The 26,485-nt window shown below is 66.0% G+C and carries 21 protein-coding genes; 15 read left to right on the plus strand and 6 right to left on the minus strand.

Going from position 1 to position 26,485, the window contains the following annotated elements:
- The first annotated feature begins 5 nt into the window (after positions 1–5).
- The 12 genes from ABQF30_RS10230 (at position 6) to ABQF30_RS10285 (ending at position 16,748) form a co-directional block, all read left to right on the plus strand.
- Positions 6–1,532 (plus strand): anthranilate synthase component I, encoded by a 1,527-nt coding sequence (locus ABQF30_RS10230; RefSeq protein ID WP_448462914.1) that lies wholly within the window; start codon positions 6–8, stop codon positions 1,530–1,532.
- Complete coding sequence (locus ABQF30_RS10235) at positions 1,529–2,137, plus strand: TIGR02234 family membrane protein (RefSeq protein WP_448462916.1); 609 nt, start codon at positions 1,529–1,531, stop codon at positions 2,135–2,137. Before ABQF30_RS10230 ends, ABQF30_RS10235 begins: the two co-directional genes overlap by 4 nt.
- Positions 2,138–2,220: 83 nt before the next feature.
- Positions 2,221–3,039: an indole-3-glycerol phosphate synthase TrpC gene (trpC, locus tag ABQF30_RS10240; RefSeq protein WP_448462918.1), complete on the plus strand. Its 819-nt coding sequence runs from the start codon at positions 2,221–2,223 to the stop codon at positions 3,037–3,039.
- Between the two features lie 36 nt (positions 3,040–3,075).
- Positions 3,076–4,338 (plus strand): tryptophan synthase subunit beta, encoded by a 1,263-nt coding sequence (trpB, locus tag ABQF30_RS10245; RefSeq protein ID WP_448462920.1) that lies wholly within the window; start codon positions 3,076–3,078, stop codon positions 4,336–4,338.
- The gene (gene trpA, locus ABQF30_RS10250; protein ID WP_448462922.1) at positions 4,338–5,126 is read left to right on the plus strand and encodes a tryptophan synthase subunit alpha; all 789 of its coding nucleotides are present in this window, start codon (positions 4,338–4,340) and stop codon (positions 5,124–5,126) included. The genes trpB and trpA overlap by 1 nt, the downstream gene beginning before the upstream one ends.
- Positions 5,123–7,453 (plus strand): prolipoprotein diacylglyceryl transferase, encoded by a 2,331-nt coding sequence (gene lgt, locus ABQF30_RS10255; RefSeq protein WP_448462923.1) that lies wholly within the window; start codon positions 5,123–5,125, stop codon positions 7,451–7,453. Before trpA ends, lgt begins: the two co-directional genes overlap by 4 nt.
- A 27-nt stretch (positions 7,454–7,480) precedes the next feature.
- A complete protein-coding gene (locus ABQF30_RS10260; protein WP_448462924.1) occupies positions 7,481–7,867 on the plus strand; it encodes a TM2 domain-containing protein in 387 nt (128 codons plus the stop codon).
- Positions 7,857–8,270: a DUF2752 domain-containing protein gene (locus ABQF30_RS10265; RefSeq protein WP_448462926.1), complete on the plus strand. Its 414-nt coding sequence runs from the start codon at positions 7,857–7,859 to the stop codon at positions 8,268–8,270. The genes ABQF30_RS10260 and ABQF30_RS10265 overlap by 11 nt, the downstream gene beginning before the upstream one ends.
- Before the next feature lie 84 nt (positions 8,271–8,354).
- Positions 8,355–12,911: a glutamate synthase large subunit gene (gene gltB, locus ABQF30_RS10270; protein WP_448462928.1), complete on the plus strand. Its 4,557-nt coding sequence runs from the start codon at positions 8,355–8,357 to the stop codon at positions 12,909–12,911.
- Complete coding sequence (locus tag ABQF30_RS10275) at positions 12,904–14,406, plus strand: glutamate synthase subunit beta (RefSeq protein ID WP_448462930.1); 1,503 nt, start codon at positions 12,904–12,906, stop codon at positions 14,404–14,406. The genes gltB and ABQF30_RS10275 overlap by 8 nt, the downstream gene beginning before the upstream one ends.
- Before the next feature lie 27 nt (positions 14,407–14,433).
- Entirely contained in the window at positions 14,434–15,852 is a 1,419-nt protein-coding gene (pyk, locus tag ABQF30_RS10280; protein WP_448462932.1) for a pyruvate kinase, read from the plus strand.
- A 32-nt stretch (positions 15,853–15,884) separates the two neighbouring features.
- Positions 15,885–16,748: an acyl-CoA thioesterase II gene (locus ABQF30_RS10285; protein WP_448462934.1), complete on the plus strand. Its 864-nt coding sequence runs from the start codon at positions 15,885–15,887 to the stop codon at positions 16,746–16,748.
- Here the strand turns inward: ABQF30_RS10285 and ABQF30_RS10290 are convergent.
- The 6 genes from ABQF30_RS10290 to ABQF30_RS10315 all read right to left on the minus strand — a co-directional run bounded on the left by ABQF30_RS10290 (position 16,745) and on the right by ABQF30_RS10315 (position 23,674).
- On the minus strand, positions 16,745–17,344 hold the full coding sequence (locus tag ABQF30_RS10290) for a DUF4190 domain-containing protein (RefSeq protein WP_448462936.1): 600 nt from the start codon (positions 17,342–17,344) through the stop codon (positions 16,745–16,747). The genes ABQF30_RS10285 and ABQF30_RS10290 overlap by 4 nt on opposite strands.
- Positions 17,345–17,354: 10 nt before the next feature.
- On the minus strand, positions 17,355–18,884 hold the full coding sequence (locus ABQF30_RS10295) for an ATP-binding cassette domain-containing protein (protein ID WP_448462937.1): 1,530 nt from the start codon (positions 18,882–18,884) through the stop codon (positions 17,355–17,357).
- Positions 18,871–20,433 (minus strand): thiol reductant ABC exporter subunit CydD, encoded by a 1,563-nt coding sequence (cydD, locus tag ABQF30_RS10300; protein WP_448463598.1) that lies wholly within the window; start codon positions 20,431–20,433, stop codon positions 18,871–18,873. Before cydD ends, ABQF30_RS10295 begins: the two co-directional genes overlap by 14 nt.
- A gap of 23 nt (positions 20,434–20,456) precedes the next feature.
- Complete coding sequence (gene cydB / locus ABQF30_RS10305; RefSeq protein WP_448462939.1) at positions 20,457–21,497, minus strand: cytochrome d ubiquinol oxidase subunit II; 1,041 nt, start codon at positions 21,495–21,497, stop codon at positions 20,457–20,459.
- Positions 21,498–21,513: 16 nt separating this feature from the next.
- Positions 21,514–22,983, minus strand: coding sequence for a cytochrome ubiquinol oxidase subunit I (locus tag ABQF30_RS10310; protein WP_448462941.1), 1,470 nt, complete (start codon positions 22,981–22,983; stop codon positions 21,514–21,516).
- Between the two features lie 97 nt (positions 22,984–23,080).
- Positions 23,081–23,674, minus strand: coding sequence for an HdeD family acid-resistance protein (locus ABQF30_RS10315; RefSeq protein ID WP_448462943.1), 594 nt, complete (start codon positions 23,672–23,674; stop codon positions 23,081–23,083).
- A gap of 152 nt (positions 23,675–23,826) precedes the next feature.
- On the opposite strand from ABQF30_RS10315, the gene ABQF30_RS10320 reads away from it, so the two are divergent.
- Genes ABQF30_RS10320 through ABQF30_RS10330 form a run of 3 tightly spaced genes read left to right on the plus strand, consistent with a single transcriptional unit; the run spans position 23,827 to position 26,475 of the window.
- Positions 23,827–24,765, plus strand: coding sequence for an ABC transporter substrate-binding protein (locus tag ABQF30_RS10320; RefSeq protein WP_448462945.1), 939 nt, complete (start codon positions 23,827–23,829; stop codon positions 24,763–24,765).
- Between the two features lie 16 nt (positions 24,766–24,781).
- Positions 24,782–25,711: an amino acid ABC transporter permease gene (locus ABQF30_RS10325; RefSeq protein ID WP_448462947.1), complete on the plus strand. Its 930-nt coding sequence runs from the start codon at positions 24,782–24,784 to the stop codon at positions 25,709–25,711.
- An 11-nt stretch (positions 25,712–25,722) separates the two neighbouring features.
- Positions 25,723–26,475: an amino acid ABC transporter ATP-binding protein gene (locus ABQF30_RS10330; RefSeq protein WP_448463600.1), complete on the plus strand. Its 753-nt coding sequence runs from the start codon at positions 25,723–25,725 to the stop codon at positions 26,473–26,475.
- Positions 26,476–26,485 lie beyond the last annotated feature (10 nt).

Raw genomic sequence — 26,485 nt, forward strand, 5'->3', positions numbered from 1 at the left:
GACACGTGCAAACCACTGCCAACCTCGCCTTCACCACATCGCGCGAGGACTTCCGGGCGCTGGCCGCAGAGCACCGCGTGGTGCCGGTGACGCGCAAGGTGCTCGCCGACAGCGAGACGCCGTTGTCCGCCTACCGCAAGCTGGCGGCCAACCGTCCCGGGACGTTCCTGCTCGAATCGGCCGAGAACGGCCGTTCATGGTCGCGCTGGTCGTTCATCGGGGCCGGAGCGCCATCCGCGCTGACGATCCGCGACAACCAGGCGGTGTGGCTGGGCACGGCGCCCCAGGGCGCGCCCAGCGGGGGCGATCCGCTGGAGGCGTTGCGGGAGACGCTGGAGTTGCTGCAGACCGAGGCGATGGCAGGCCTGCCGCCGCTGTCGTCGGGACTCGTCGGATTCTTCGCCTACGACATGGTGCGGCGGTTGGAACGGCTTCCGGAACTCGCGGTCGACGATCTGGGACTGCCCGACATGCTGCTGCTGTTGGCAACCGATATCGCCGCGGTCGACCACCACGAGGGCACGATCACGCTGATCGCCAATGCGGTCAACTGGAACGGCACCGACGAGCGCGTGGACTGGGCCTACGACGATGCGGTGCGACGCCTCGATGTGATGACCAAGGCGCTCGCGCAGCCGCTGGGCTCCACGGTGGCGACCTTCAGCAGACCCGAGCCGCTGCACCGCGCGCAGCGCACGGTCGAGGAGTACACCGCGATCGTGGACAAGCTGGTCGGCGATATCGAGGCCGGGGAAGCGTTCCAAGTCGTGCCGTCACAGCGGTTCGAGATGGACACCGACGCCGATCCGATCGATGTCTACCGCATGCTTCGGGTCACCAATCCCAGCCCGTACATGTACCTGCTGAACGTGCCCGATGCCGAAGGCGGACTGGACTTCTCGGTCGTCGGATCAAGCCCGGAAGCCCTCGTCACGGTCAAGGACGGCCGCGCCACGACGCATCCGATCGCCGGGACGCGGTGGCGTGGCGCGACCGACGAAGAAGATGTCCTGCTCGAGAAGGAACTGCTGGCAGACGAAAAGGAACGCGCAGAGCACCTGATGCTCGTCGACCTCGGCCGCAACGACCTGGGCCGGGTATGCCGTCCCGGTTCGGTGCGGGTGGAGGACTACAGCCACATCGAGCGCTACAGCCACGTCATGCACCTGGTGTCGACCGTGATCGGCGAACTGGCCGACGGAAAGACGGCGCTGGACGCGGTGACGGCATGCTTCCCGGCCGGGACGCTGTCGGGCGCGCCGAAGGTGCGCGCCATGGAGCTCATCGAAGAGGTCGAGAAGACCCGCCGCGGGCTGTACGGAGGGGTGCTCGGCTATCTCGACTTCGCGGGTAACGCCGATTTCGCCATCGCGATCCGCACCGCGCTGATGCGCAACGGCACCGCCTACGTGCAGTCGGGCGGGGGTGTCGTGGCCGATTCCAACGGGCCCTACGAGTACACCGAGGCGTCCAACAAAGCGAAAGCAGTGCTCAACGCGATCGCCGCTGCCGACACCCTGGCCGAACCGTGATGCGGGCGGCGCAGGCACTGCTCGTCGCCGCGGCGGTGGCGCTGTGGGTGGCGTCCCGGATGACGTGGGTACAGGTGAGCTCGTTCGACGGGCTCGGCCAGCCGAAGAGCACCGCGTTGACGGGTGCTTCATGGTCGACGGCGTTGATCCCGCTTGCGTTGCTCGTGCTGGCGGCCGCGGTGGCGGCCCTGGCGGTACGCGGTTGGCCGCTGCGGTTGCTGGCAATGCTGGTAGCAGCGTCCAGCGCGGGAATGGGGTACCTGGCGATCAGCCTGTGGGTGATCAAGGACGTCGCCCCCCGGGCCGCTGACCTTGCGCTGGTGCCGGTGGCTCAGTTGACCGGCACCCAGCGGTCTTATGCCGGTGCGGTGGTCACCCTGGTCGCCGCGGTGTGCGCGCTGGTCGGCGCCGTGTTGCTGATGCGGTCGGCAAGCGGGGCGCGGCGGAGCGTTGCGACGCGCTATGCCGCGCCGGCGGCCCGCCGGGCAGCCGCAAAACACAACGACGCCGGCGAATCCATGTCGGAGCGAATGATCTGGGATGCGCTGGACGAAGGACAGGATCCGACCGGCGACCGGACCGATCCGGACAACAAGGGTCGGTGACAGATGGAGGTGCGACGGCGGTTACCCTTCCAGGGAGGTCAACCGGGATCGGCCCGGGCACACCGGAAAGGAATCGACGGGCGATGAGTTCGGCCACAGTGCTCGACTCCATTATCGAAGGAGTCCGCGCCGACGTTGCCGCCCGCGAGGCCGTCGTAAGCCTTGCCGAGATCAAGGAGCGGGCCCAAAACGCAGCACCTCCGCTCAACGTGATGGCCGCATTGCGGGAGCCGGGCATCGGAGTCATCGCCGAGGTGAAGCGGGCCAGCCCGTCACGCGGCGAACTCGCCAACATCACCAACCCGGCCCAGCTGGCGCAGGCATACCAGAACGGCGGCGCGAGGGTGATCAGCGTGCTCACCGAGCAGCGGCGGTTCAACGGTTCCCTCGATGACCTCGACGCGGTACGGGCAGCAGTGTCAATACCCGTGCTGCGCAAAGACTTTATCGTCAAGCCCTACCAGATCCACGAGGCGCGCGCCCACGGTGCGGATATGTTGCTGCTGATTGTCGCGGCGCTGGAACAGTCGGTTCTGGAGTCGCTGCTGGAGCGCACCGAATCTCTGGGCATGACTGCGCTCGTCGAGGTGCACACCGAAGAGGAGGCCGACCGGGCTTTGCAGGCCGGCGCCACCGTCATCGGAGTCAATGCACGGGATCTCAAGACGCTTGAGGTCGATCGCAACTGCTTCAGCCGGATCGCTCCCGGTCTGCCGAGCAATGTCATCCGGGTGGCGGAGTCCGGTGTCCGCGGTACCGCGGATCTGTTGGCGTACGCAGGCGCGGGCGCAGACGCGGTCCTCGTCGGTGAGGGCCTGGTGACCAGTGGCGATCCTCGCAGCGCGGTTGCCGATCTGGTCACCGCCGGCACACATCCGTCCTGCCCGAAACCGGCCCGCTGAATCGGCAATGAGCCGCTTGGACGAAGAGACAAACTGATGGCGGATCTCGCCGGCCCCGAACTGCCGCGCTCCAGCGCAGGCGTCGCCGAACGCACTGTCCATGATCCCGACGCGCGCGGGCATTTCGGTTCCTACGGCGGGCGCCTGGTGCCGGAGGCTCTGATGGCGGTGATCGAGGAGGTCACCGCGGCCTACGAGAAGTCGCGCGGAGACCAGACTTTCCTCGAAGAACTCGATCGACTGCAACGCCACTACAGCGGACGCCCGTCGCCCCTGTACGAGGCGGCCCGGTTGTCCGAGCACGCCGGTGGTGCGCGGATCTTCCTCAAGCGGGAAGACCTGAACCACACCGGTTCCCACAAGATCAACAATGTCCTCGGTCAGGCACTGCTGGCCAAGCAGATGGGCAAGACCCGGGTCATCGCCGAGACCGGAGCCGGGCAGCACGGCGTGGCCACCGCGACTGCTTGTGCGCTGCTGGGCTTGGACTGTGTGGTCTACATGGGCGCCGTCGACACCGCCCGGCAGGCGCTCAACGTCGCCAGAATGCGACTGCTCGGCGCGACGGTGGTCTCGGTGCAGGCCGGTTCGAAGACCCTCAAGGACGCGATCAACGAAGCCTTCCGGGACTGGGTGACCAACGCCGACGAGACGTACTACTGCTTCGGCACCGCGGCGGGGCCACATCCGTTCCCGCTCATGGTGCGTGACTTTCAGCGGATCATCGGGCTGGAGGCACGCGTGCAGATCCAGGAGCAGGCTGGTCGGCTGCCGGACGCGGTCACCGCATGTGTCGGTGGTGGGTCCAACGCGATCGGCATCTTCCACGCCTTCATCGACGATCCGGGTGTCCGACTGGTCGGCTACGAGGCGGCCGGCGACGGCGTCGAAACCGGTCGGCATGCGGCGACGTTCACCGGCGGCTCACCAGGTGCGTTCCAGGGTTCGTTCTCCTATCTGCTGCAGGATGAGGACGGCCAGACCATCGAGTCGCATTCGATCTCGGCCGGCCTCGACTATCCCGGGGTCGGGCCTGAGCACGCATACCTCAAAGACCTCGGCCGGGCCGAGTACCGACCGGTCACAGACACCGAAGCGATGGACGCGTTCGCGCTCCTGTGTCGCACCGAGGGAATCATCCCGGCAATCGAGTCGGCGCATGCGCTGGGCGGTGCGCTCAAGCTCGGCGCGGAACTGGGCCCCGGGTCGATCATCGTGGTGAACTTGTCCGGGCGCGGTGACAAGGATGTCGAGACGGCGGCCAAGTGGTTCGGCCTGCTCGATGAGGGGGACGCCTGATGAGCCGGCTGGCCGAGATGTTCGACACTTGCCGCGCGGAGGGTCGCGCGGCGTTGATCGGTTACCTGCCGACCGGGTTCCCCGATGTGCCGACGTCGATCGCGGCGATGACCGCGATGGTCGAATCAGGTTGCGACCTGGTGGAAGTCGGTGTGCCCTACTCGGATCCTGGGATGGATGGGCCGACTATCGCCGCAGCCGCCGAAGCCGCGCTGGCAGGCGGTGTCAGGGTACGCGACACGCTGGCCGCAGTGGAGGCCATCAGCAACGCCGGCGGGCGCGCAGTCGTGATGACTTACTGGAATCCGGTGCTGCGCAAGGGGGTTGATGCCTTCGCGCGGGACCTGGCCTCGGCAGGCGGGTACGGCTTGATCACCCCGGACCTCATTCCCGAGGAAGCCGACGATTGGCTGGCGGCCTCCGATGCCCATCAGTTGGACCGCATCTTCCTGGTGGCGCCGTCGTCCACCCCGGAACGACTGACGGCCACGGTGCGGGCGTCTCGTGGTTTCGTCTACGCGGCTTCGACCATGGGTGTGACTGGTGCACGCGACGCGGTCTCCTCGGCTGCGCCGGAGTTGGTGCGCCGGGTCAGAGAAATATCGGACATTCCCGTCGGCGTCGGACTGGGGGTGCGCTCCGGGGCGCAGGCCGCCCAGATCGGTTCGTACGCAAACGGTGTCATCGTCGGCTCGGCCCTCGTCTCGGCCCTGCAGGACGGACTCGACTCGGTGCGCAGCCTCACCGAGGAACTGGCCAGCGGTGTTAGGCAAAGGATTTCGGCTTGACCACAACCGTGCTCGCATACTTGCCCAGTCCCGCACAAGGCGTCTGGCATTTGGGGCCGGTACCGCTCCGGGCGTACGCGCTGTGCATCATCGTCGGCATCGTCGCGGCACTGATCATCGGTGACCGCCGTTGGCAGGCGCGTGGCGGGGAACCCGGCGTCATCTACGACATTGCGCTGTGGGCAGTGCCGTTCGGCTTGATCGGCGGCCGGCTCTATCACGTGCTGACCGACTGGAGCACCTATTTCGGTCCGGGCGGCAAAGGTCTGGGCGCGGCCTTCCAGGTGTGGGAAGGCGGCCTGGGCATTTGGGGTGCGGTCGCCCTTGGTGCGGTGGGTGCATGGATCGCCTGCCGCCTACGCGGAATCCCGTTGCCCGCCTTCGGTGATGCGATCGCGCCGGGCATCATCCTGGCTCAAGCGATCGGCCGGTTGGGCAACTACTTCAACCAAGAGTTGTACGGCCGCGAGACGACGCTTCCCTGGGGCCTCGAGATCTACCAACGCGTGAACGCCGCCGGACAGGAAGACGTGCTCAACGGCGTGTCCACCGGTCAGGTGGAGGCGGTCGTGCATCCCACGTTCCTCTACGAACTGTTGTGGAACGTCCTCATTTTCGGCTTGTTGATCTGGGCGGACCGCAAGTTCAAGCTGGGCCACGGCCGACTGTTCGCGCTGTATGTGGCGGGTTACTGCGCCGGCCGGTTCTGGATCGAGTTGATGCGCAGCGACCTCGCCACGGAGTTCGCCGGCATCCGCGTCAACACCTTCACCTCGACATTCGTATTCATCGGCGCCGTCGTTTACGTCATGCTCGCGCCGAAGGGCCGCGAGGATCCGGCCACGTTGGCCGGCAAGCCGCGTGACGAGGACACCGACGAGGAGTCGCCGGTCGACGAGGTCGGCAAAGAATTTGTCACCGCCGCGGCGACGACCGGGGTTGTCGCGGCAGCCAAGGTTGCGGGCGAGTCGGAAGCCGAAGACGCTGAGGCCGTCGACGGCACTGACGCCGATCACATGCACGTGGACGAGGTTGCCTCCGATGAGAGTGCTGACGCGGCGGCCGCCATTGAACTGAAGGCCATAGCCCCGGATGCCGCTGACGGCGAGGACGAGGAATCCGACGCCGCGGTTGATGAAGCGGCGGAAGACAAGGAAGACGCCGTCGCCGAGGCCGAGGTGGAGCCCGAATCGGTCGATGCGACTGTCGAGGCAGAGGCCGAGGCAGAGGCAGAGGCCGAGGAGTTGGCGTCCGATCTTGAGGTCGAGCCTGAGGCTGAGGCGGTTACGACCGCGGCCGAGGTCGAGGAGCTGGCTGCCGATCTCGAGGCCGCAGCTGACTCTGCTGAGCCGGTTGACGCCGAGGTTGAGCCGGAGCCGCAGGCGCCAGCTGACGGGGAGACTGCCCCACAGGAGCCGGAACCGGTCGAGACTGAGCCCGTAAGTGCTGACGACGACGCGCGGACGACTGAGGCTGAAGCCGAGGAATCAGCGGCCGATCTTGAGGTCGAACCTGAGTCTGTTGAGTCCGGTGACGTCGCGCCCGAGCCCGAGCCCGAGCCCGAGCCGGCGGAGGAGGCTGAGGTCCCCGAAGCGGTGGAGTCGGAAGGTCTGCCCGAGGTAGCGGCCGAGGATGGCGCGCGGACGACTGAGGCTGAAGCCGAGGAATCAGCGGCCGATCTTGAGGTCGAACCTGAGTCTGTTGAGTCCGGTGACGTCGCGCCCGCGCCCGAGCCCGAGCCCGAGCCGGCGGAGGAGGCTGAGGTCCCCGAAGCGGTGGAGTCGGAAAATCTGCCCGAGGTAGCGGCCGAGGATGGCGCGCGTACGACTGAGGCTGAAGCCGAGGAATCAGCGGCCGATCTTGAGGTCGAGCCTGAGTCTGTTGAGTCCGGTGATGCAGAGCCCGAGCCCGAGGTGGCTGATGAGGCTGAGGTCCCCGAAGCAGTCGAGTCGGAAGAGCAGCCGGAGGCAGAGGCCGAAGCCGAGGTCGATTCCGACACTGATGAATCCGGAGACACTGATGAATCCGGAGACACTGATGAATCCGGAGACGCAGAGGTGGAGGCCGAGCCGGAGGCGGCTGATGAGGCTGAGGCCCCTGAGGCAGTCGAGTCGGAAGAGCAGCCTGCGCAGGAGCCCGAGCCGACAGCTGGGGATGAGGTGACCGAACCAACTGAGTCCGAAGATCAGCCTGAGGACAGCTCAGATACCGCAGACGATGGTGAAACTGCCGCCGAAGAGCCGGAAGCCACCACGGTCGTCGAACAGCCCGCACAGCAGCAGCCGGTCCGCGGGCGCCTGCGTAGGTTACTGCGCCGCAACCGCTGACCTCACGCGCTCTGGCATGCTGGGAAGATGACTGATCCAACGCAGTCCGGTGGCACCGCAGACAGTGCGTCGCGGCCTCCCTTTCCTCCACCTGCGGGTTATCCGCCGCCGCCCGGCCCTCCGCCGGCATACGCCGACGTGTCGGCCCCGTACGGGCGCCACCCGGTGACCGGCGAGCCGTACTCGGGCAAGTCCAAGGTCATCGCCGGCGTGCTTCAGCTGATCGGGTTGGTCGGTTTCGTCGGGTTCGGGCGCATCTATCTGGGCCAGGTCGCATTTGGCGTCGTCCAGCTGCTCGTCGGGCTCGTCACCTTCGGGGTCGGTGCCTTCATCTGGGGCCTCATCGACGCGATTCTCATTCTCAGCGGCAGGGTTCGCGACCCGCAGGGACGTCCGCTGCGCGATGGAACCTAGCACCGGCCTGCGGAGCCGGACGGTGCGTTACAGCGCACTGGGAACCGGCGCGGTGCTCGCCGGCGGACTCGCCTACATCGGCATGGCCGATCCGCATCGGCCCGGCTTCCTGGTCCCGCTGTGCCCGTTCAAGGCGATCACCGGATGGAACTGTCCGGCCTGCGGCGGCCTGCGGATGACGCACGATCTGCTGCACGGTGACATCGGCGCCGCAGTTGTCGACAACGTGTTTGTACTGGTCGGGCTGCCGCTGCTGGCTGCGTGGATCGTTCTGCGGTGGCGGCTGGGCAGGCGACTGTTTCCCGTGTCGGCCGTGGTGGCCATTGTGGTCCTCAGCGTTGCCTGGACCGTCGTGCGCAATCTTCCCGGGTTCCCGCTGGTGCCCACTTTCGTCGATGGGTAGTCGCCTACCTGCGCTGATACACTAGAAATTCGGGCCGGTGCAGTCCCGGGACCAGGATGTTCCGGACTGCGGAGGTGCGATCCAGTGCTCTTCTCGGCATTGCCAGGCGTGCAGGGGCTCTACGACCCTGACAACGAGGCTGACTCCTGCGGCGTTGCCATGATCACCGATATCCAGGGCCGCCGCTCTCACAGCATCGTCTCCGACGCGTTGATTGCGCTGGAACATCTCGAACATCGCGGGGCGGCGGGAGCCGAACCCAACAGCGGCGACGGTGCCGGGATCCTGCTTCAACTGCCAGTCGAACTGCTACGCGAGGTGGTCGAGTTCGACCTACCGGAGCCGGCCGCCGACGGCGCCAGCACGTTCGCCGCCGGCATCTGTTTCATGCCCCGGGACTCGATCGCGCGCGACGCTGCCCGCGACCGGATCGAGGCGATTGCAGCCGAGGAAGGCCTTGAGGTGCTGGGCTGGCGTGCGGTGCCGGTCGATCCGGATGGCGCCGGGATCGGTATAACTGCGCTGGGTTGTATGCCCTACATGACCCAGTTGTTCGTCGCCGCGCCCGAAGCCGAAGACGGTCGGCCGAGCGGTATCGATCTGGAATGCCGGATCTATCCGTTGCGCAAGCGGGCAGAGAAATCCGACGTGTACTTCCCATCGCTGTCCAGCCGGACCATGGTGTACAAGGGCATGTTGACGACAATGCAACTGCCCCAATACTTTCCGGATCTTCGTGATGAGCGCTGCCAGAGCGCCATCGCGATCGTGCACAGCCGGTTCTCGACCAACACGTTCCCGTCCTGGCCGTTGGCGCATCCGTTCCGGTTCGTCGCCCACAACGGTGAGATCAACACCGTCCGGGGGAACCGCAACCGCATGCACGCTCGCGAGGCAATGCTGGCGAGCTCGCGAATTCCGGGTGACCTGAGCCGGATATCACCGATCTGCAGCCCCGAGTCCTCCGACTCGGCGTCATTCGACGAAGTGCTCGAACTACTCCACCTCGGCGGCCGAAGCCTGCCGCACGCGGTGTTGATGATGATCCCGGAGGCGTGGGAGAACAACACCACGATGGATCCGGCCGAGCGGGCGTTCTGGCAGTTCCACGCGTCGTTGATGGAACCGTGGGACGGCCCGGCCTGCGTCACCTTCACCGATGGCACCGTGGTCGGAGCAGTGTTGGACCGCAACGGTTTACGGCCGGGCCGGTGGTGGCGCACGGTCGATGACCGGATCATCCTGGCCAGCGAGAGCGGCGTGCTCGACGTGCCGTCGGGCGAGATCGTCGCCAAGGGGCGGTTGCAGCCCGGCAAGATGTTGCTGATCGACACCGCGGCGGGCCGCATCATCACCGATGACGAACTCAAGGAGCAGTTGGCGTCGGACAAGCCCTACGGGGAGTGGCTGCATGCAGGGCTGCTCGACCTCAAGACTCTGCCGGACCGCACTCGGATCCAGCCGAACCACGAATCGGTGGTGCAGCGCCAGGTCGCGTTCGGCTACACCGAAGAAGAACTGCGGATACTGCTGACTCCGATGGCGGCATCGGGTGGCGAGCCGCTCGGTTCGATGGGTACCGACACCCCCGCAGCGGTGCTCTCGTCGCGGTCCCGGCTGCTCTACGACTACTTCGTCGAACTGTTCGCGCAGGTGACCAACCCGCCCCTGGACGCCATCCGCGAGGAGGTGGTCACCTCGATGGCCCGGGTGATGGGGCCCGAAGTAAATCTCCTGGAACCTACGGCCGCATCCTGTCGTCAGATCGTCCTGCGCTGGCCGGTGCTCGACAACGACGAACTCGGCAAGATCGTCCACATCAACGACGACGGTGAGCATCCCGGCCTGCGCACCGCGGTCCTGCGCGCCCTCTACGAGGTCGAAGCCGGTGGCGAGGGGTTGGCCGAGGCGCTCGACGAGCTGCGCGGTAGGGCATCGGAGGCAATCACCAAAGGTGCCCGCACACTGGTGATCTCGGACCGCGACTCTGATCACACGCGCGCGCCGATACCGTCGCTGTTGGCGGTCTCAGCGGTGCACCACCACCTGGTGCGGACCAAGGAACGCACCAAGGTTGCGCTGGTGGTGGAGAGCGGCGACGCCCGCGAGGTACATCACATCGCGATGCTCATCGGATTCGGCGCCGCCGCGGTCAACCCGTATCTGGCCTTCGAGACGATCGAGGACCTGATCCGGGAGGGCGAGCTCACCGGTATCGAATCTGCAACTGCGGTACGCAATTACGTCAAGGCGCTCGGCAAGGGCGTGGTCAAGGTGATGAGCAAGATGGGCATCTCCACGGTCGCTTCCTACACCGGTGCCCAGGTCTTCGAGGCAATCGGGCTGGACCGCGACGTCGTCAGCGAGTATTTCACCGGCACCACCAGCCAGCTCGGCGGCGTGGGCCTGGATGTGCTTGCCGAGGAGGTCAAACTGCGGCACCGTCGCGCCTACCCGGAGAATCCGACCGAACGGGTGCACCGCAGGCTCGAGGTGGGCGGCGAGTATGCGTTCCGCCGGGAAGGCGAGCTGCACCTGTTCACCCCGGAAGTCGTTTTCCTGCTTCAGCATTCGACCCGTACCGGTCGTCAAGACATCTTCGCCGAGTACTCGGATGAGGTGAACCGGTTGGCCCGCGAGGGCGGCGCGTTGCGAGGCTTGTTCGAGTTCAAGAAGGGCCTGCGTCCCCCGGTGCCGCTGGACGAGGTCGAACCCGTCGAGGCGATCGTCACCCGATTCAACACCGGCGCCATGAGTTACGGCTCGATCTCCGCCGAAGCCCACGAGACGATGGCCATCGCCATGAACAACCTGGGCGGGCGGTCCAACAGCGGCGAGGGTGGGGAAGATGTCGATCGGCTCTATGACCCGCGCCGGCGCAGTGCCGTCAAGCAGGTCGCCTCGGGACGGTTCGGTGTCACCAGCGATTACCTGGTCAACGCCACCGACATCCAGATCAAGATGGCTCAGGGCGCCAAACCCGGCGAAGGCGGCCAGCTACCGGGCTACAAGGTGTACCCCAACATCGCCAAGACGCGGCACTCCACCCCGGGTGTCGGGCTCATTTCGCCTCCGCCGCACCACGACATCTACTCGATCGAGGATCTCGCTCAGCTGATCCACGATCTGAAGAACGCCAACGCCGACGCGCGCATCCACGTCAAACTGGTCAGCAGCGTCGGCGTGGGGACGGTGGCGGCGGGGGTCTCCAAGGCGCATGCCGATGTGGTGTTGATCTCCGGCTATGACGGCGGCACCGGCGCCGCACCGCTCACGAGCCTCAAGCACGCCGGCGCACCGTGGGAGATCGGGCTGGCCGACACTCAGCAGACACTGGTGCTCAACGGATTACGCGACCGCATCACCGTGCAGTGCGACGGCGGCATGCGGACCGCCCGTGACGTCATCGTGGCCGCACTGCTGGGTGCGGAGGAGTTCGGTTTCGCCACCGCACCGCTGGTGGTTTCCGGTTGCATCATGATGCGCGTCTGCCATCTCGATACCTGCCCGGTGGGTGTGGCCACCCAGAATCCCGAACTGCGCGCCCGGTTCAACGGCAAGCCGGAGTTCGTGGAGAGCTTCTTCACGTTCATCGCCGAGGACATTCGTCGCTACCTGGCCGAGCTCGGCTTCCGCAGTATCGACGAGGCCGTCGGGCACGCCGAGGTGCTAGACACCGCACCGGGCGTGGCGCACTGGAAGAGTCGCGGATTGGATCTCAGCCCGATTTTTGCGGTGCCGACCGACGGACACGGCGGCGAGCTCACCCAGCGGCGACGGTCGCGTGGCCAGGAGCACGGCCTCGAACTGGCGCTGGACCGCACGTTGATTCAGCTCGCCGAAGGCGCGCTGGAAGATGCCCACCCGGTGCGCCTGGAGCTGCCGATCCGAAACGTCAACCGCACCGTCGGCACCCTGCTCGGCTCCGAGGTCACCCGCCGCTACGGCGCGGCCGGCCTGCCGGACAACACCATCCACGTCGCCCTGACCGGGTCCGCAGGCCAGTCGATCGGCGCCTTCCTGCCGCCAGGGATCACCCTCGAGTTGATCGGAGACGCCAACGACTATGTCGGCAAAGGACTTTCCGGCGGCCGGGTGACCGTGCGGCCACCTGACGACGTGCTGTTCCTGCCCGAGGACAACGTGATCGCGGGCAACACCCTGCTGTACGGCGCGACCTCGGGCGAGGTGTTCCTGCGCGGTCGGGTCGGGGAGCGGTTCTGCGCCCGTAACTCTGGCGCACTGGCCGTCGTGGAAGGCGTCGGAGACCATGCGTGCGAGTACATGACGGGCGGCCGGGTGGTGATCTTGGGCAGGACCGGACGCAATATGGCCGCCGGCATGTCGGGCGGTATCGCCTTCGTCCTCGGTCTGAACCCGGCGAGGGTCAACACCGAAATGGTGCAACTGCAGCGCCTGGAGCCCGAGGATCTGGCGTGGCTGCACGATGTGGTCGCCAGGCACGCCCAGTACACCGGAAGCACCGTGGCCACCTCAATATTGTCCGATTGGCCAAGGCGCAGCGCACAATTCACGAAAGTCATGCCCACCGACTACCAACGTGTCCTGCTGGCCACCTTGACGGCCAAGCGTGAGGGCCGCGACGTCGACACAGCGATTATGGAGGCCAGCCGTGGCTGATCCGACCGGATTCCTGCGAGTGCCCAAGGTCGAGGCCGCCAAGCGGCCGGTCGACGAACGGGTGGGCGACTGGCGCGAGGTGTATGAACGCCAGGACCCGCACGAGCGGGCGGGCGAGGTGTCGCAGCAGGCGCGGCGCTGCATGGATTGCGGAATTCCGTTCTGCCACTCCGGCAGTGCGGGATGCCCACTGGGCAATCTGATCCCGGAGTGGAATGACCTGGTGCGCCGTGGGCGTTGGGACGCGGCCAGTGATCGGCTGCACGCCACCAACAACTTCCCGGAGTTCACCGGGCGGTTGTGCCCGGCGCCGTGTGAGGCGGCCTGCGTGTTGTCGATCGGCGAGGAGCAGACCGGCGGCAGCGTGACGATCAAACGTATCGAGCAGACAATTGCGGATCAGGCCTGGATGGACGGCACCGTCGAGCCTGCACCTGCCGCCATCCGGACCGGCAAGAGCGTCGCGGTAGTGGGGTCAGGTCCGGCAGGATTGGCTGCAGCGCAACAACTTACCCGCGCCGGCCACGAGGTGACCGTCTATGAGCGCGACGACCGACTGGGCGGGCTGCTGCGCTACGGCATCCCGGAGTTCAAGCTGGAGAAGTCGACGCTCAACCAGCGGTTGGCGCAGATGCGGGCGGAGGGCACCCGGTTCGTCACCGAGTGCGAGGTCGGGGTCGACCTGAGCGTCGAGCAGCTACGCAACCGGCACGAGGCCGTTGTGCTGGCGGTCGGTGCGCTGCGGGCCCGTGACAACGACGTGCCGGGACGCGACCTGGAAGGTGTGCACCTGGCTATGGAGCATCTGGTGCCCGCCAACCGCGAATGCGAGGGAGACGGGCCGTCGACGCTGTCCGCGGTGGGCAGGCATGTGGTGATCATCGGCGGCGGTGACACCGGCGCCGACTGCCTGGGCACCGCGCACCGCCAAGGCGCGGCCTCGGTAACCCAACTCGACTACAACCCCGAACCGCCCGAGGTTCGCGACGACGAGCGGTCCCCGTGGCCGACCTGGCCACTGGTGCTGCGCACGTCCCCGGCTCACGCCGAAGGCGGTGCACGGCACTACGAGGTGGCGGTGCAACGCTTCATCGGCGACGACAAAGGGCACGTGCGGGCGATGGAGATCGCCGAGGTTCAGGTCACCCGCGACGCCGACGGACGTCGCCAGATCACCCCGGTCGGCAACGCCCTGGAGATTCCCTGCGACATGGCGTTACTGGCCATCGGTTTCGAGGGTGTGGAGCACATGGCGCTGCTCGATGAGCTGGGGCTGACGCTCAACCGCCGTGGCGCGTTGGGATGCGGATCGGACTGGCAGACCGACGCGCCAGGCGTGTTCGTCTGCGGTGACGCACACCGCGGCGCCTCACTTGTCGTCTGGGCCATCGCGGAGGGCCGCAGTGCCGCGCACGCCGTCGACAGCTACCTCATGGGTGAGTCGGATCTGCCCTCGCCGGTGCGGCCCGGCGCCCTTCCGCTTGCCGTCGTCTGAATCGATTACGGACTATGCTCAGACAACGTGAGCAGACGCGGAAAGATCGTTTGTACCCTTGGCCCCGCTACCGGCACTGATGAGACCGTCAGGGCGCTGGTCGAGGCCGGGATGGATGTGGCCCGGCTGAACTTCAGCCATGGCGACTACAGCGACCACGAGGCCGCCTACAAGCGGGTACGGGCAGCTTCAGACACCACCGGCCACGCCGTCGGCATCCTCGCTGACCTGCAAGGTCCCAAGATCCGGTTGGGACGGTTCGCGGACGGTCCGACCTACTGGGCCACGGGTGAAACGGTGCGCATCACGGTCGAGGACTGTGAGGGAACTCACGACCGGGTGTCGACCACCTACAAACAACTGGCGGCCGACGCCGCGCCGGGGGACCGATTACTGGTCGACGACGGCAAGGTCGGTCTGGTGGTCGAGGAGATCGACGGCAACGACGTGGTGTGCGAGGTCACCGAAGGCGGGCCGGTCAGCAACAACAAGGGGTTGTCGCTGCCGGGCATGAACGTGTCGGTCCCGGCCATGTCCGAGAAGGACATCGACGATCTGGAGTTCGCGCTCCGGCTCGGTGTGGACCTCATCGCGCTGTCGTTCGTGCGCTCGCCCGCCGACATCGAACTCGTCCACGAGGTGATGGACCGAGTCGGCCGCCGTGTTCCGGTGATCGCCAAGCTGGAAAAGCCCGAGGCGGTCGAGAACCTCGAGGCGATCGTGCTGGCGTTCGACGCGGTGATGGTCGCCCGCGGCGACCTGGGCGTCGAACTGCCCCTGGAGGAAGTGCCGCTGGTGCAGAAGCGCGCCATCCAGATGGCCAGAGAGAACGCCAAGCCCGTCATCGTCGCCACCCAAATGCTGGAATCGATGATCGAGAACTCGCGCCCCACAAGGGCCGAGGCGTCCGATGTGGCCAACGCCGTGCTCGACGGCGCCGACGCGGTGATGCTGTCGGGCGAAACCTCGGTGGGCAAATACCCGTTGGAGGTCGTCAAGACGATGGCCCGCATCATCGTTGCGGTCGAGGAGAACTCGGTGGTGGTTCCTCCGCTGACGCACACGCCACGCACCAAGCGAGGCGTGATCTCCTACGCGGCCCGTGACATCGGGGAACGGCTGGACGCCAAGGCGTTGGTCGCATTCACCCAGTCCGGCGACACGGTGCGCCGGCTGGCCCGCCTGCACACGCCGCTGCCGGTGCTCGCGTTCACCGCGCTTCCCGAGGTCCGCAGTCAGTTGGCGCTGACGTGGGGCACCGAGACGTTCATCGTGGCGCAGATGCGCAGCACCGACGACATGATCCGGCAGGTCGACAAATCGCTGCTTGACCTGGGCCGGTACAAGCGCGGCGAGCTGGTGGTCATCGTCGCGGGCGCTCCTCCGGGCACAGTAGGATCCACCAATCTGATCCATGTGCACCGCATCGGGGAGGACGACGTCTAAGCGCTGGGCAAGCGCGCACGAAAAGGAGCTCAGTGTCACACTCGGATTTCGAGGAGCTGCTGGCGGTTCTCGACCTCAACCGCATCGACGACAACCTGTTCATCGGCGCGCATCCGAGCAAAAACCCGGTGCGCACCTTCGGCGGCCAGATGACCGCGCAGGCCTTCGTCGCGGGTGCCCGGTCACTCGAGCACAAGCTGCAGCCCAGTGCGTTGTCCGCGCATTTCGTCGCCGGTGGGGATCCGGAGAAGGATCTGGAGTTCCACGTCGTCCGACTGCGCGACGAACGACGGTTCGCCAACCGCCGGGTGGACGTCATGCAGGACGGCCAGCTGCTGACCACCGTGATGATCTCCTATATGAACGGCGGGCGCGGGCTGGAACACAGCGTGGCGGCGCCGGATGTGCCGCATCCGGACACGCTGCCCAAGATCGACGAGTTGCTGCGCGGCTATGAGAAAACCGTGCCGCTGTTCGTCGAGGCGTTGCGACCGATCGAATGGCGGTACACCAACGACCCGGCGTGGGTGATGCGCGACAAGGGCGGCACGCTCGACCACAATCGGGTGTGGCTCAAGGCGGAAGGGCCAATGCCCGGCGATCCGGTCCTGCATGCCGCAGCGCTCGTGTACGCGTCGGACACCACGGTGCTCGATTCGATCATCACCACGCACGGACTGTCCTGGGGTTTCGACCGGATTTTTGCGGTGACGATGAATCACTCAGTCTGGTTTCACCGGACGATCATGTTCGATGAGTGGGTGCTCTACTCGACCACATCGCCGGTGGCCGCCGAGTCACGCGGGCTGGGGACCGGGCACTTCTTTGATACATCGGGCGGGTTACTGGCCACCGTTGTGCAGGAAGGCATCGTCAAGTACTTCCCTGGCGCTTAGCGTGTCGGGGTTGGCGTGACGCCGAATTCATCCTCGAGGCGGTCCTGAAAGGTCTCCTCGCACTGCTGCTGTGCGGCTTGGTCGCCGCCGGCTTCCTGCATGCAGCTGAGGTAATCCTGGCCGCCGATATCGTTGAACCAGCGCACGCCGAGGCTGACCCAGATGGCGATGAAGACGACCGACAGCAATACGGCCAGGGATCCCAGCACGATTCCGCTGATGGCGACTCCGGCGTTCGTCGCCTCGCCACGTTTGCACCGGCCGTGCGCGATGAAGCCGAGGATCACTGCCGCCGCACCGAGCACCAGACCGCCGATGACCGACCACACCAGCAGCAGGCCGATGATGGCTGTGACGAGCGCAGCGATGCCCAAGCCGTTGCTGGGTCCCCGCGCGGCGCGAAACTGCTGCGGAGCATAGCCCGACTGCTGCGGAGGGTAACCCGACTGTGGCGGAGGGTAGCCCGCGTACGGCGACGGGGGCGGATAACCGCCGGGATATGTCCCGTACGGGTATGGCGGCGGCGTCGGGGCCGGCTGGGGCGGCTGGGGCGGCGGTTCATCCGACCCGGGCGTGTTGCCTCGCTCGTCGGTCATGACCGTGAGGCTACTCGCCGACGGCGGCGGCGAGTCCCGGACAGTGAATGATCGGGCAATCGATGTGTGCCGGCAGGTGGTGGGTGGCCACCACGACCGTCCGGTCGGGCGCGAACAGCGCACCCGGGGTGAGCAGGTCGGTCAGGATCCGTTGACCGTCATCGGCATCCAGATTCTCCGTCGGTTCGTCGAGCAGGACGATGGGGAAAGTTGAGAGCAGTGACCTGGCCAGGAGCAAGCGTCGACGCTGACCGGCAGACACCGCGGCGGCGCCACCGACGAGCACGGTGGACAGTCCATCGGGCAGTCCGGCGAGCCAGTCGTTGAGGCCGACGCGCTGCAGCGCCGTGTGCAGTTCGGCGTCGGTGGCGTCGCCGCGGACCACAAGGAGGTTGTCGCGCACGGTGGTGTCGAACAAGTGCGCATCCTCGGCGAAAAATGCTGCGCGCCGCGATGTCTGACCATACTTCTCGGCCAGTGCCATCAGCAGCGTGGTCTTTCCGGATCCGCTCGGACCTATGACGGCCAGCCGACCGCCGGGCGGAAGTTCGATCGATTGCACCGGCGGCCGTGGGCGCGCCTGGCTGTCGGGCGCAGTGAGATCCAGCAGTCGGCGGGCGGCGATCCTGGACCGGGTGAGTTGCACCGCGGCATCGGGCAGCGCAGTGGTGGCCTCGAATGCCGACAGCGGCAACAACATCAGGATGGCGACGGTGGTCGGCGCGACCGCAGGTGCCAGCGCGATTCCGGCGATCGCGGCGCCCAGCACGCTGACCCCGATGGCCGCGCTCGGCATGGCGGCCGCGATCGCCGCGGGTCGCGCGCTGCGGTCGATGGCACGTCCCCAATCACGGTGGCGCCGTTCGGCTTCGGCAATGACATCCGCCAGACGGCCGCTCACCCGTAGTTCCGGGGCATGGTCGAGGGCCAGCATCGTCGCACTGTCCCGGTGCGAATGCTGCTGTGCAGCGAGGGTTTCTGCGTCGGTGACGGCCCGGGCGGCGAGGGTGGGCGCCAGCACACCTGCGATGAGCAGGCACGCGGCCAGAACCGCGGCGGCCGCGGGGGAGATGACCGCGATGACGCCGACCGCGGCCGGACCCAACACCGCCGCGACCGCGATGGGTAGCACCGCCCGCACCAGCACGTCGGACAACTCGTCGACGGAATCGCCGACGCGGGCCACCAGATCACCGCTGGGCAAGCGCATCGCCACGTCGGCCGGTGCGTCGGCCATCCGGCGGTACAACCCGACACGGGCATTCTCGGCAGCCCGTAGCGCAGTGTCGTGTGACGCCAGCCGTTGGCAATAGCCCAGAACGCCGCGAGAAATGCCGAGCGCACGCACCGCGACTGCCGCCACCGTCAGGTGCAGCACGGGCGGCATCTGCCATGCCCTGGCGATCAACCACGCGGCGACCCCGGCCAACGCCAGGGCACTGCCCAGCGCCAGGACACCCAGGACGATGGCCAGCAGCAGCCGGGGCAATCTCGGCCGCAGTAGAGCGATGGTGGCCGGCAGCGGGTCATTGCGCAACAAGCTCACCTCCGAGTCGCACGACGTGGTCGCCGATCGCCAGCACCGGTTCCCGGTGCCCGACCACTACGACGGCTGCGCCGGCACGTGCCCGGTCGACGATCGCCGCCAGCACCTGCGATTCGAGTTGTGCATCCAGGTGTGCGGTGGGCTCGTCCAGCAGCAGTACCGGTGCACCCGAACCCAGCACCCGGGCCAATCCGAGGCGTTGGCGTTGGCCCAGTGACAACCCGACGCCGTCGCGGCCGATGACGGTGTCCAGCCCCTGCGGTAGCTCGGCAAGCACCTCGTCGAAACCCGCTTCTCGGCAGGCACTGTCGAGATCGGCCAGCGGTCCGAACAGTTCGAGGTTGGCGCGTACGGTGCCGGGAATCAGCACCGGACGGTGTGCCAGCCATGCCACCTGACGCCACCAGGACGGCAGGTCGATATCGGCGAGGTCGATATCGCCGACAAGGATGTGACCACGCGACGGTACGGTCAGCCCCAGGATCGCCTGCAGCATGGTGGTCTTGCCGCAGCCATTGGGACCGGTGAGTACGGTCACCCGGCCGGTTTCGATGTCGGCGCCCAGTGCAGCGACGTGGATGGACGCGCCGGGCGCCGGCACAGCCCGAGCGTCGCCGGCCGCCGCGGGTAACTCATCGAGCAGTGCAAAAGCCTTGTCGGCAGCGGTCTTTCCGTCCTGTGCGGCATGGAATTCCATGCCGACGCGACGCAACGGCCAGAACACCTCCGGCGCCAGCAGTAGCGCGGTCAGCCCGGCAGACAGCGTGATCTCCCCGTACACCAACCGCAGCCCGACGCTGACCGCGACAAGCGCGACACCGAGCGTGGCCAGGAGCTCCAGCGCGAACGCGGACAGGAACGCGATGCGCAGCGTGGACATGGCCGAACGCCTGTGAGCGGCCCCGAGTTCGGCGATGCGGTCGGCCGAGCCGCCGACCCGGCCGAGCGCCCGCAGGGTGGGCAGGCCCGCGACCAGATCGAGCATCCGCGATTGCAGGGTCGTCATGGCGCTCAGTGCGGCCTTCGATCGGTCGGCGGTGACCAGCCCGATCAGCACCATGAAGAGGGGGATCAGGGGCAGTGCGATCAGCACGATGACCGTCGAGGGCAGATCGTATGCCGCGATCGCGATCACTGCGGCCGGGGTGAGGATGGCGGCCAGGAATACAGCGGGAAGGTAGGCGGTGAAGTAGGGCCGCAGGTCGTCGAGACCGCGGGTGATCACTGCGGCGGCGTCATCGCGTTCGGCGGCGAGCCGCCGTGGCGGCAGCGCGGTCACCGCATGCAGCAGGCGCCCGGACAGTTCGGCGATCACGGCGGTGGCGCCGCGCTGGGAGAGCCGTCCTTGCAACCACTGTGCCAGGGTGCGAATCACCCACAGCCCCAGCAGGATCCACAGTGGGCCGGCCCAGTGCGCGACGGTGCGCGACGCCGGGTCGGTGATGACGCCGGAAACCATGCGGGCCAGTACCACGGCCGCTGCGATGGTGGCAGCGGCGATGACCACCCCACAGGCCACCGATGCGGCCAGGTAGCGGCGCATGACCGCCGATGAGCGCCAGAGTCTCAGCTCCACCGTCGTGACAATCCGATCGACTCCGGAATGCGGTCGGCAGAGATTCGCTTCCGGAACACCCAGTACGTCCAACCCTGGTAGATCAGCACCAACGGCAGCAGCGTCAGCGACGCCCACGACATGATCTTCAACGTGTAGGGGGTCGAGGACCCGTTGTAGATCGTGACGCCCCAGTCCGCATTGAGTGTCGAGGGCAGCAGATGCGGATACATGGAACCGAAGATCAGCACCACGACGGCGGCCACGACGGTGACAGTCGCGGCGAACGCCCAACCCTCCAGGCGACCGGACCACATGATGCCCACCGCGGCAAGCAGCGCGACGACCGCGATGCCCAACGCCAACCAGGTCCAGGGTTTGCCGTGGGCCAGCTGCGTCCACAGTCCGAAGCCACCCGCGAACACGACCGCAGGCACGGTCAGCGCACGGGCGAACCGGAAGGCGTCCTGACGCACTGTCCCTTCGGTTTTCAGCGCGATGTACACCGAACCATAGAAGGCGAACAGCGAGGCGGTGGCCAGCCCGCCGAGCAGGGTGTAGGCGTTCAGGATGTCTCCGATCCCCGCGTGCACGCGCTGCTCTTCGTCAATGGGCAAGCCCCGCAACAGGATCGCGAACGCGACACCCCACAGGATCGCGGGTAGCCATGACCCGACCGCGATTCCGGCGTCGGCCCAATAGCGCCACTTGGTGTCATCGATCTTGCCGCGCCACTCGATGCCGACGATGCGCAGGATCATGCCGAAAAGGATCGCCAGCAATGGCAGATAGAGCGCGGAGAACAGCGTCGCATACCAGTTCGGAAACGCAGCGAACATCGAGGCGCCCGCGGTGATGAGCCAGACCTCGTTGGCGTCCCAGACCGGACCGATGGTGTTCAGTACCGTGCGGCGGCGTTTCTCCGGATCACCCTCACCGGCTGCAGCGAGTGGCACCATCAACATGCCGACGCCGAAATCGAAACCCTCCAGGATGACGAATCCCAGGAACAGCACAGCGATCAGGACGAACCACAGTTCTTGGAGTCCCATCAGCGATCACGACCTTTCAGTACGCGAAGCTCAGCGGTGCCACCTCGTCATCGCCGGGCGGCTTGGGCGGGGCGGGCTCTGAGTCGTGCTCCTGCGGACCCTCTACGACATAGCGGCGCATCAACCAGAACCAGATGACGGCCAGCACGCCGTACAGCAGGGTGAACACCCCGAGCGAGAAGAACACCGTGCCGGCCGCGTGGTCGGACACGCCCTCCTGCACGGTCATGCGCACCAGTTGATCGCCGGTCGGATTGGGCACCACCACCCACGGTTGGCGGCCCATTTCGGTGAATACCCAGCCGGCCGAATGGGCCAGGAACGGTGTGGGGAGGGTGACGAGGCTGAACGTGCCGAACCAGCGTTGATGCGGGATGCGGCGGCCGCGGGTGAGCCAGAGTGCGACGAGCGCGAACGCCAGCGGGATGAACATCAGCCCGATCATGGCCCGGAATGACCAGTAGGTGACGAACAGGTTGGGTCGGTAGTCGCCGGGGCCGAACCGCTCCTCGAACTGCTGCTGCAGGTCGTTGACGCCTTCCAAGGTGACCCCGCTGAAGGTGCCCTCGGCCAGGAACGGCAAGACGTACGGCACTTCGATGACGTGGATGACGCTGTCGCAGTTGTTGTGGGTGCCGACCGTCAAAACGGAGAACTTCGGGTCGGTTTCGGTGTCGCACAACGACTCCGCGGATGCCATCTTCATCGGCTGCTGGTCGAACATCAGCTTGCCCTGTATGTCGCCGGTGTAGAACAGCACCACCGAGGCCACCAACGCCACCCAGCTGCCGAGAATCGTCGCGGGCCGGTACATGGTGGGAGATTCGACTGCAACGCTCTCGTCATCGCCTCTGCGGTGCGCACGAACCATCAGCCACGCGCAGATCGCCGCGACGAAAGTGCCTGCGACAAAGAATGATCCGGCAACCACATGGAGGAACGCCCAGATCGCGGTGTTGTTGGACAACAGGGCGCCGAAGTCGATGAGTTCGGCCCGCCCGCTGTCCGGATTGAACCGGGCGCCCACGGGGTGCTGCATGAACGAGTTCGCCGCGATGATGAAGAACGCCGAGGCGTTGACCGCCAGGGCGACCAACCAGATGCACGCGAGGTGCACCAGTCGCGGGAGCCGGCTCCAGCCGAAGATCCACAGTCCGATGAAGGTGGACTCGACGAAGAACGCGACCAGCCCTTCGAACGCCAGTGGGGCGCCGAAGATGTCGCCGACGAACTTGGAGTACTCGCTCCAGTTCATGCCGAACTGGAACTCCTGCACGATTCCGGTGGCCACCCCGATCGCGAAGTTGATCAAGAACAGCTTGCCGAAGAACCGGGTCAGCCGATACCAACTGTCGTTGCCGGTGACCACCCACGCCGTCTGCATGACGGCGATGAGCGGCGCCAACCCGATGGTCAGCGGAACGAAGATGAAGTGGTAGACGGTGGTGATTCCGAACTGCCACCGTGACACATCCAGAGCGTCCATCTGACCCTACTTCCGAGGTCGCTAGGTCAATCTACGACAGAGTGTAGTAGAGATTCGGGCCGGCAACCAGCATCTCGGCATGGAGATCGCCGGTGTCCTACGTCACCGGTGGCGACGACGGCGGGGCGAGCAGCGAGCTCAACTTCTTGGCGTCCTTGCGGATGCCGAACGCCGAAACGATTTCGAACGCCCCCAGCACGATCAGGATGATGCCGGTGACCTGGGTGAGCGCAACCAGTCCTTCGATGGGGATCACGAACATGATGATGCCGGCGATCACGCTGACGATGCCCATGATGATCTCCCAGATCCGTCCGGGTAGGGACGGATCGCCGACAGCCGACATCGCTGTCGCCACACCGCGAAAGATGAATCCGACACCGATCCAGATGGCCAGGAGGTCGATCGAGTTCTGCATATTGACGAAGCAGAGCACGGCTAGAACCAGCGCGGCCGCACCGCTGATGAACAGCAGCACACGTCCACCGACCGAGGACCGCAGACTGAACGCGAGGACGACCTGCCAGATGCCGGTCACCAGCAGATAGGCGCCGAAGAAGATCGCGGTGACGATGATGGCGGCACCGGGCCGCAGAAACACGAGTATTCCCAATATGACTGCGATGACGCCGGCCGCCAGCGTCCACTTCCACAGATGCGGCAACAAGCTTGGGGGAGCAGTGGTTTCCATGTTCGCAGTTTGGCACACAGAATGGTGCGGATCGTGGATTTTACGGTACGGCTGTGATGTCGTACCAGGGTCGTTAATGTTCGGTTACCGGCAGTGCGCGCTGGGTCCATGGTCGTTAACGTGATCGCCTGCAAGCAGACGGAGACGGCCCGATGCAGAAAGAAGAGGCAACCGTGGAAAGTGGATGTCAAAGTCGTCGGGGGAAGTTCTGGCGCGTCGCGGCGGTGTTTGCCGCGAGTGCCGCACTGACGTTATCGGGTTGTGCGAGTGGCACGGACAGCGGCGAATCGGCACCCGAAACCACCGGGGTGGCGGCCGAGAAGGTCGATGACATCGCCAACACTGTGCCGGAGCCGATCCGGCAGTCCGGGAAGCTGATTATCGGAGTCAACATTCCCTACCCTCCCAATGAGTTCAAAGATGCAAGCGGCAAGATCGTCGGCTTCGACGTCGACCTGATGAATGCGGTCGCCGCGACGCTCGGACTCACGCCGGAGTACCGCGAGGCGGACTTCGCCAAGATCATCCCCGCCATCCAGGGCGGTACTTACAACGTCGGCATGTCGTCGTTCACCGACACCAAGGAGCGGCAGCAAACGGTCGACTTCGTCGATTACTTCAACGTCGGCATCTTGTGGGCCCAGCGGCCCGGGTCGGCGATCGATCCGAACAATGCTTGCGGAAAGAAGGTCTCCGTCCAGGCGACTACGCGGGAGGAAACCGACGAACTTCCGGCCAAGAGCAAGGCGTGCACTGACGCGGGCCAGCCGCCGATCGAAATCATTCCGTTCGATGGGCAGGACGCAGCGACCAACGCCGTTGTACTGGGCCAGGCTGACGCCATGTCGGCGGATTTGCCGATTACCACCTATGCCATCCAGCAGAGCAACGGCAAGTTGGAAGCAGCGGGTGAGACGTTCGACCCCCAACCGTACGGCTGGCCCGTGCAGAAGGGCTCAGCGTTGGCGCAATCCCTGCAGCAGGCGCTTCAGCATCTGATCGATACGGGTGCCTACAAGGAGATTGCCGCCAACTGGGGCCTCGAAGACGGTGTTATCGACAAACCGGTGATCAACGGCGCGGTCAACTGACAACGAGGGCCGCCAAATGACTGATGTCGACACGTCGTCACCTGCCAGCCCGGAAGCGATTGACGCTGTCCCGCTGCGTCACCCGTGGCGGTGGGTGACGGCGGTCGTCATCGTTATTCTGGTCGTGCTGTTTCTCTACGGCGCGGCCACCAACGATGCATATCGCTGGACCATCTACTGGGACTACCTGTTCAACGAGCGGGTCTTGACGGTCGGTCTCGTAAACACCTTGCAGCTCACCATCTACTCGATGGTGCTGGCGATCATGCTCGGCGTGATTCTCGCGGTGATGCGCCTGTCACCCAACCCGGTGTTCCGGTGGGTCTCCTGGACATATCTGTGGATCTTTCGTGGCACGCCGATCTACGTGCAGCTGGTGTTCTGGGGTCTACTCCCGACGATCTACAAGAACATTCAGTTGGGTGTGCCGTTCGGGCCGTCGTTCTTTCACCTCGACCTGCAGAGTCTGTCCATCTTCTTTCTGCTGGCGATACTCGGGTTGGCGCTCAACGAGGCCGCGTATATGGCCGAGATCATCCGCGCGGGAATCAGTTCCGTTCCGGAGGGCCAAATGGAGGCGTCGACCGCATTGGGCATGTCTTGGGGATTGGCAATGCGCCGGACGGTGCTCCCGCAGGCGATGCGAGTGATCATCCCACCGACCGGCAACGAGGTCATCAGCATGTTGAAGACCACCTCGTTGGTTACCGCGGTGCCTTTCACGCTGGATTTGTATGGCATCACCTCCCGGGAGATCGCCGCGCGCACCTTCGAGCCGGTCCCGCTACTGATGGTGGCGGCGACGTGGTACTTGGTGATCACCAGCGTCCTGATGGTCGGCCAGTTCTACCTTGAGCGGTATTTCTCGCGGGGGGTGTCCCGCAAGCTGACCACCAAGCAGCTGGAGGCGCTGGCCAAGGCACAGATAGCAAACCCGGGGGTATGAGCATGACGCCGATGGTGAAGGCCGAGAGCGTCTGCAAGAGCTTCGGCGCCCTGGAGGTCCTCAAAGGCGTGACGCTGGAGGTCGGCAAGGGTGAGGTGCTGTGCATGGTGGGCCCCTCGGGCTCGGGCAAGTCGACGTTCCTGCGCTGCATCAACCATCTGGAGCAGGTCAACGCAGGGCGCCTGTACGTCGACGGCGAGCTGATCGGCTACCGCGAACGCGGCGCCAAGCTGCATGAGATGCCGCCTCGCGAAGCCGCCAAGCAGCGCCGCGACATCGGCATGGTGTTCCAGCATTTCAACCTGTTCCCGCATCGCACCGCGCTGGGGAACATCATCGAGGCACCGGTCCACGTCAAGCGGGCGAAGAAGAAGGACGCGGTGGCCCGGGCCAGGGATCTGCTCGACCAGGTGGGGTTGTCGGCCAAGACCGACGCCTATCCGGCGCAGCTGTCCGGCGGCCAACAGCAACGGGTGGCGATCGCCAGGGCGCTCGCGATGAGCCCCAAGCTGATGCTGTTCGACGAGCCGACCTCGGCGCTGGACCCTGAACTCGTCGGCGAAGTCCTCGGCGTGATGAAGAAGCTCGCCTCCGAGGGCATGACGATGATCGTGGTCACCCACGAGATGGGGTTCGCGCGCGAGGTCGCCGACAAGCTCGTGTTCATGGACGCCGGCGTCATCGTGGAGAGCGGGAATCCGCGGGAGATGATGAGTAACCCGAAACATGAACGTACAAAAGCGTTTCTGTCGAAGGTGATGTAGCTTCGATCGG

The organism is Mycolicibacterium sp. XJ870 (genome assembly GCF_053483975.1).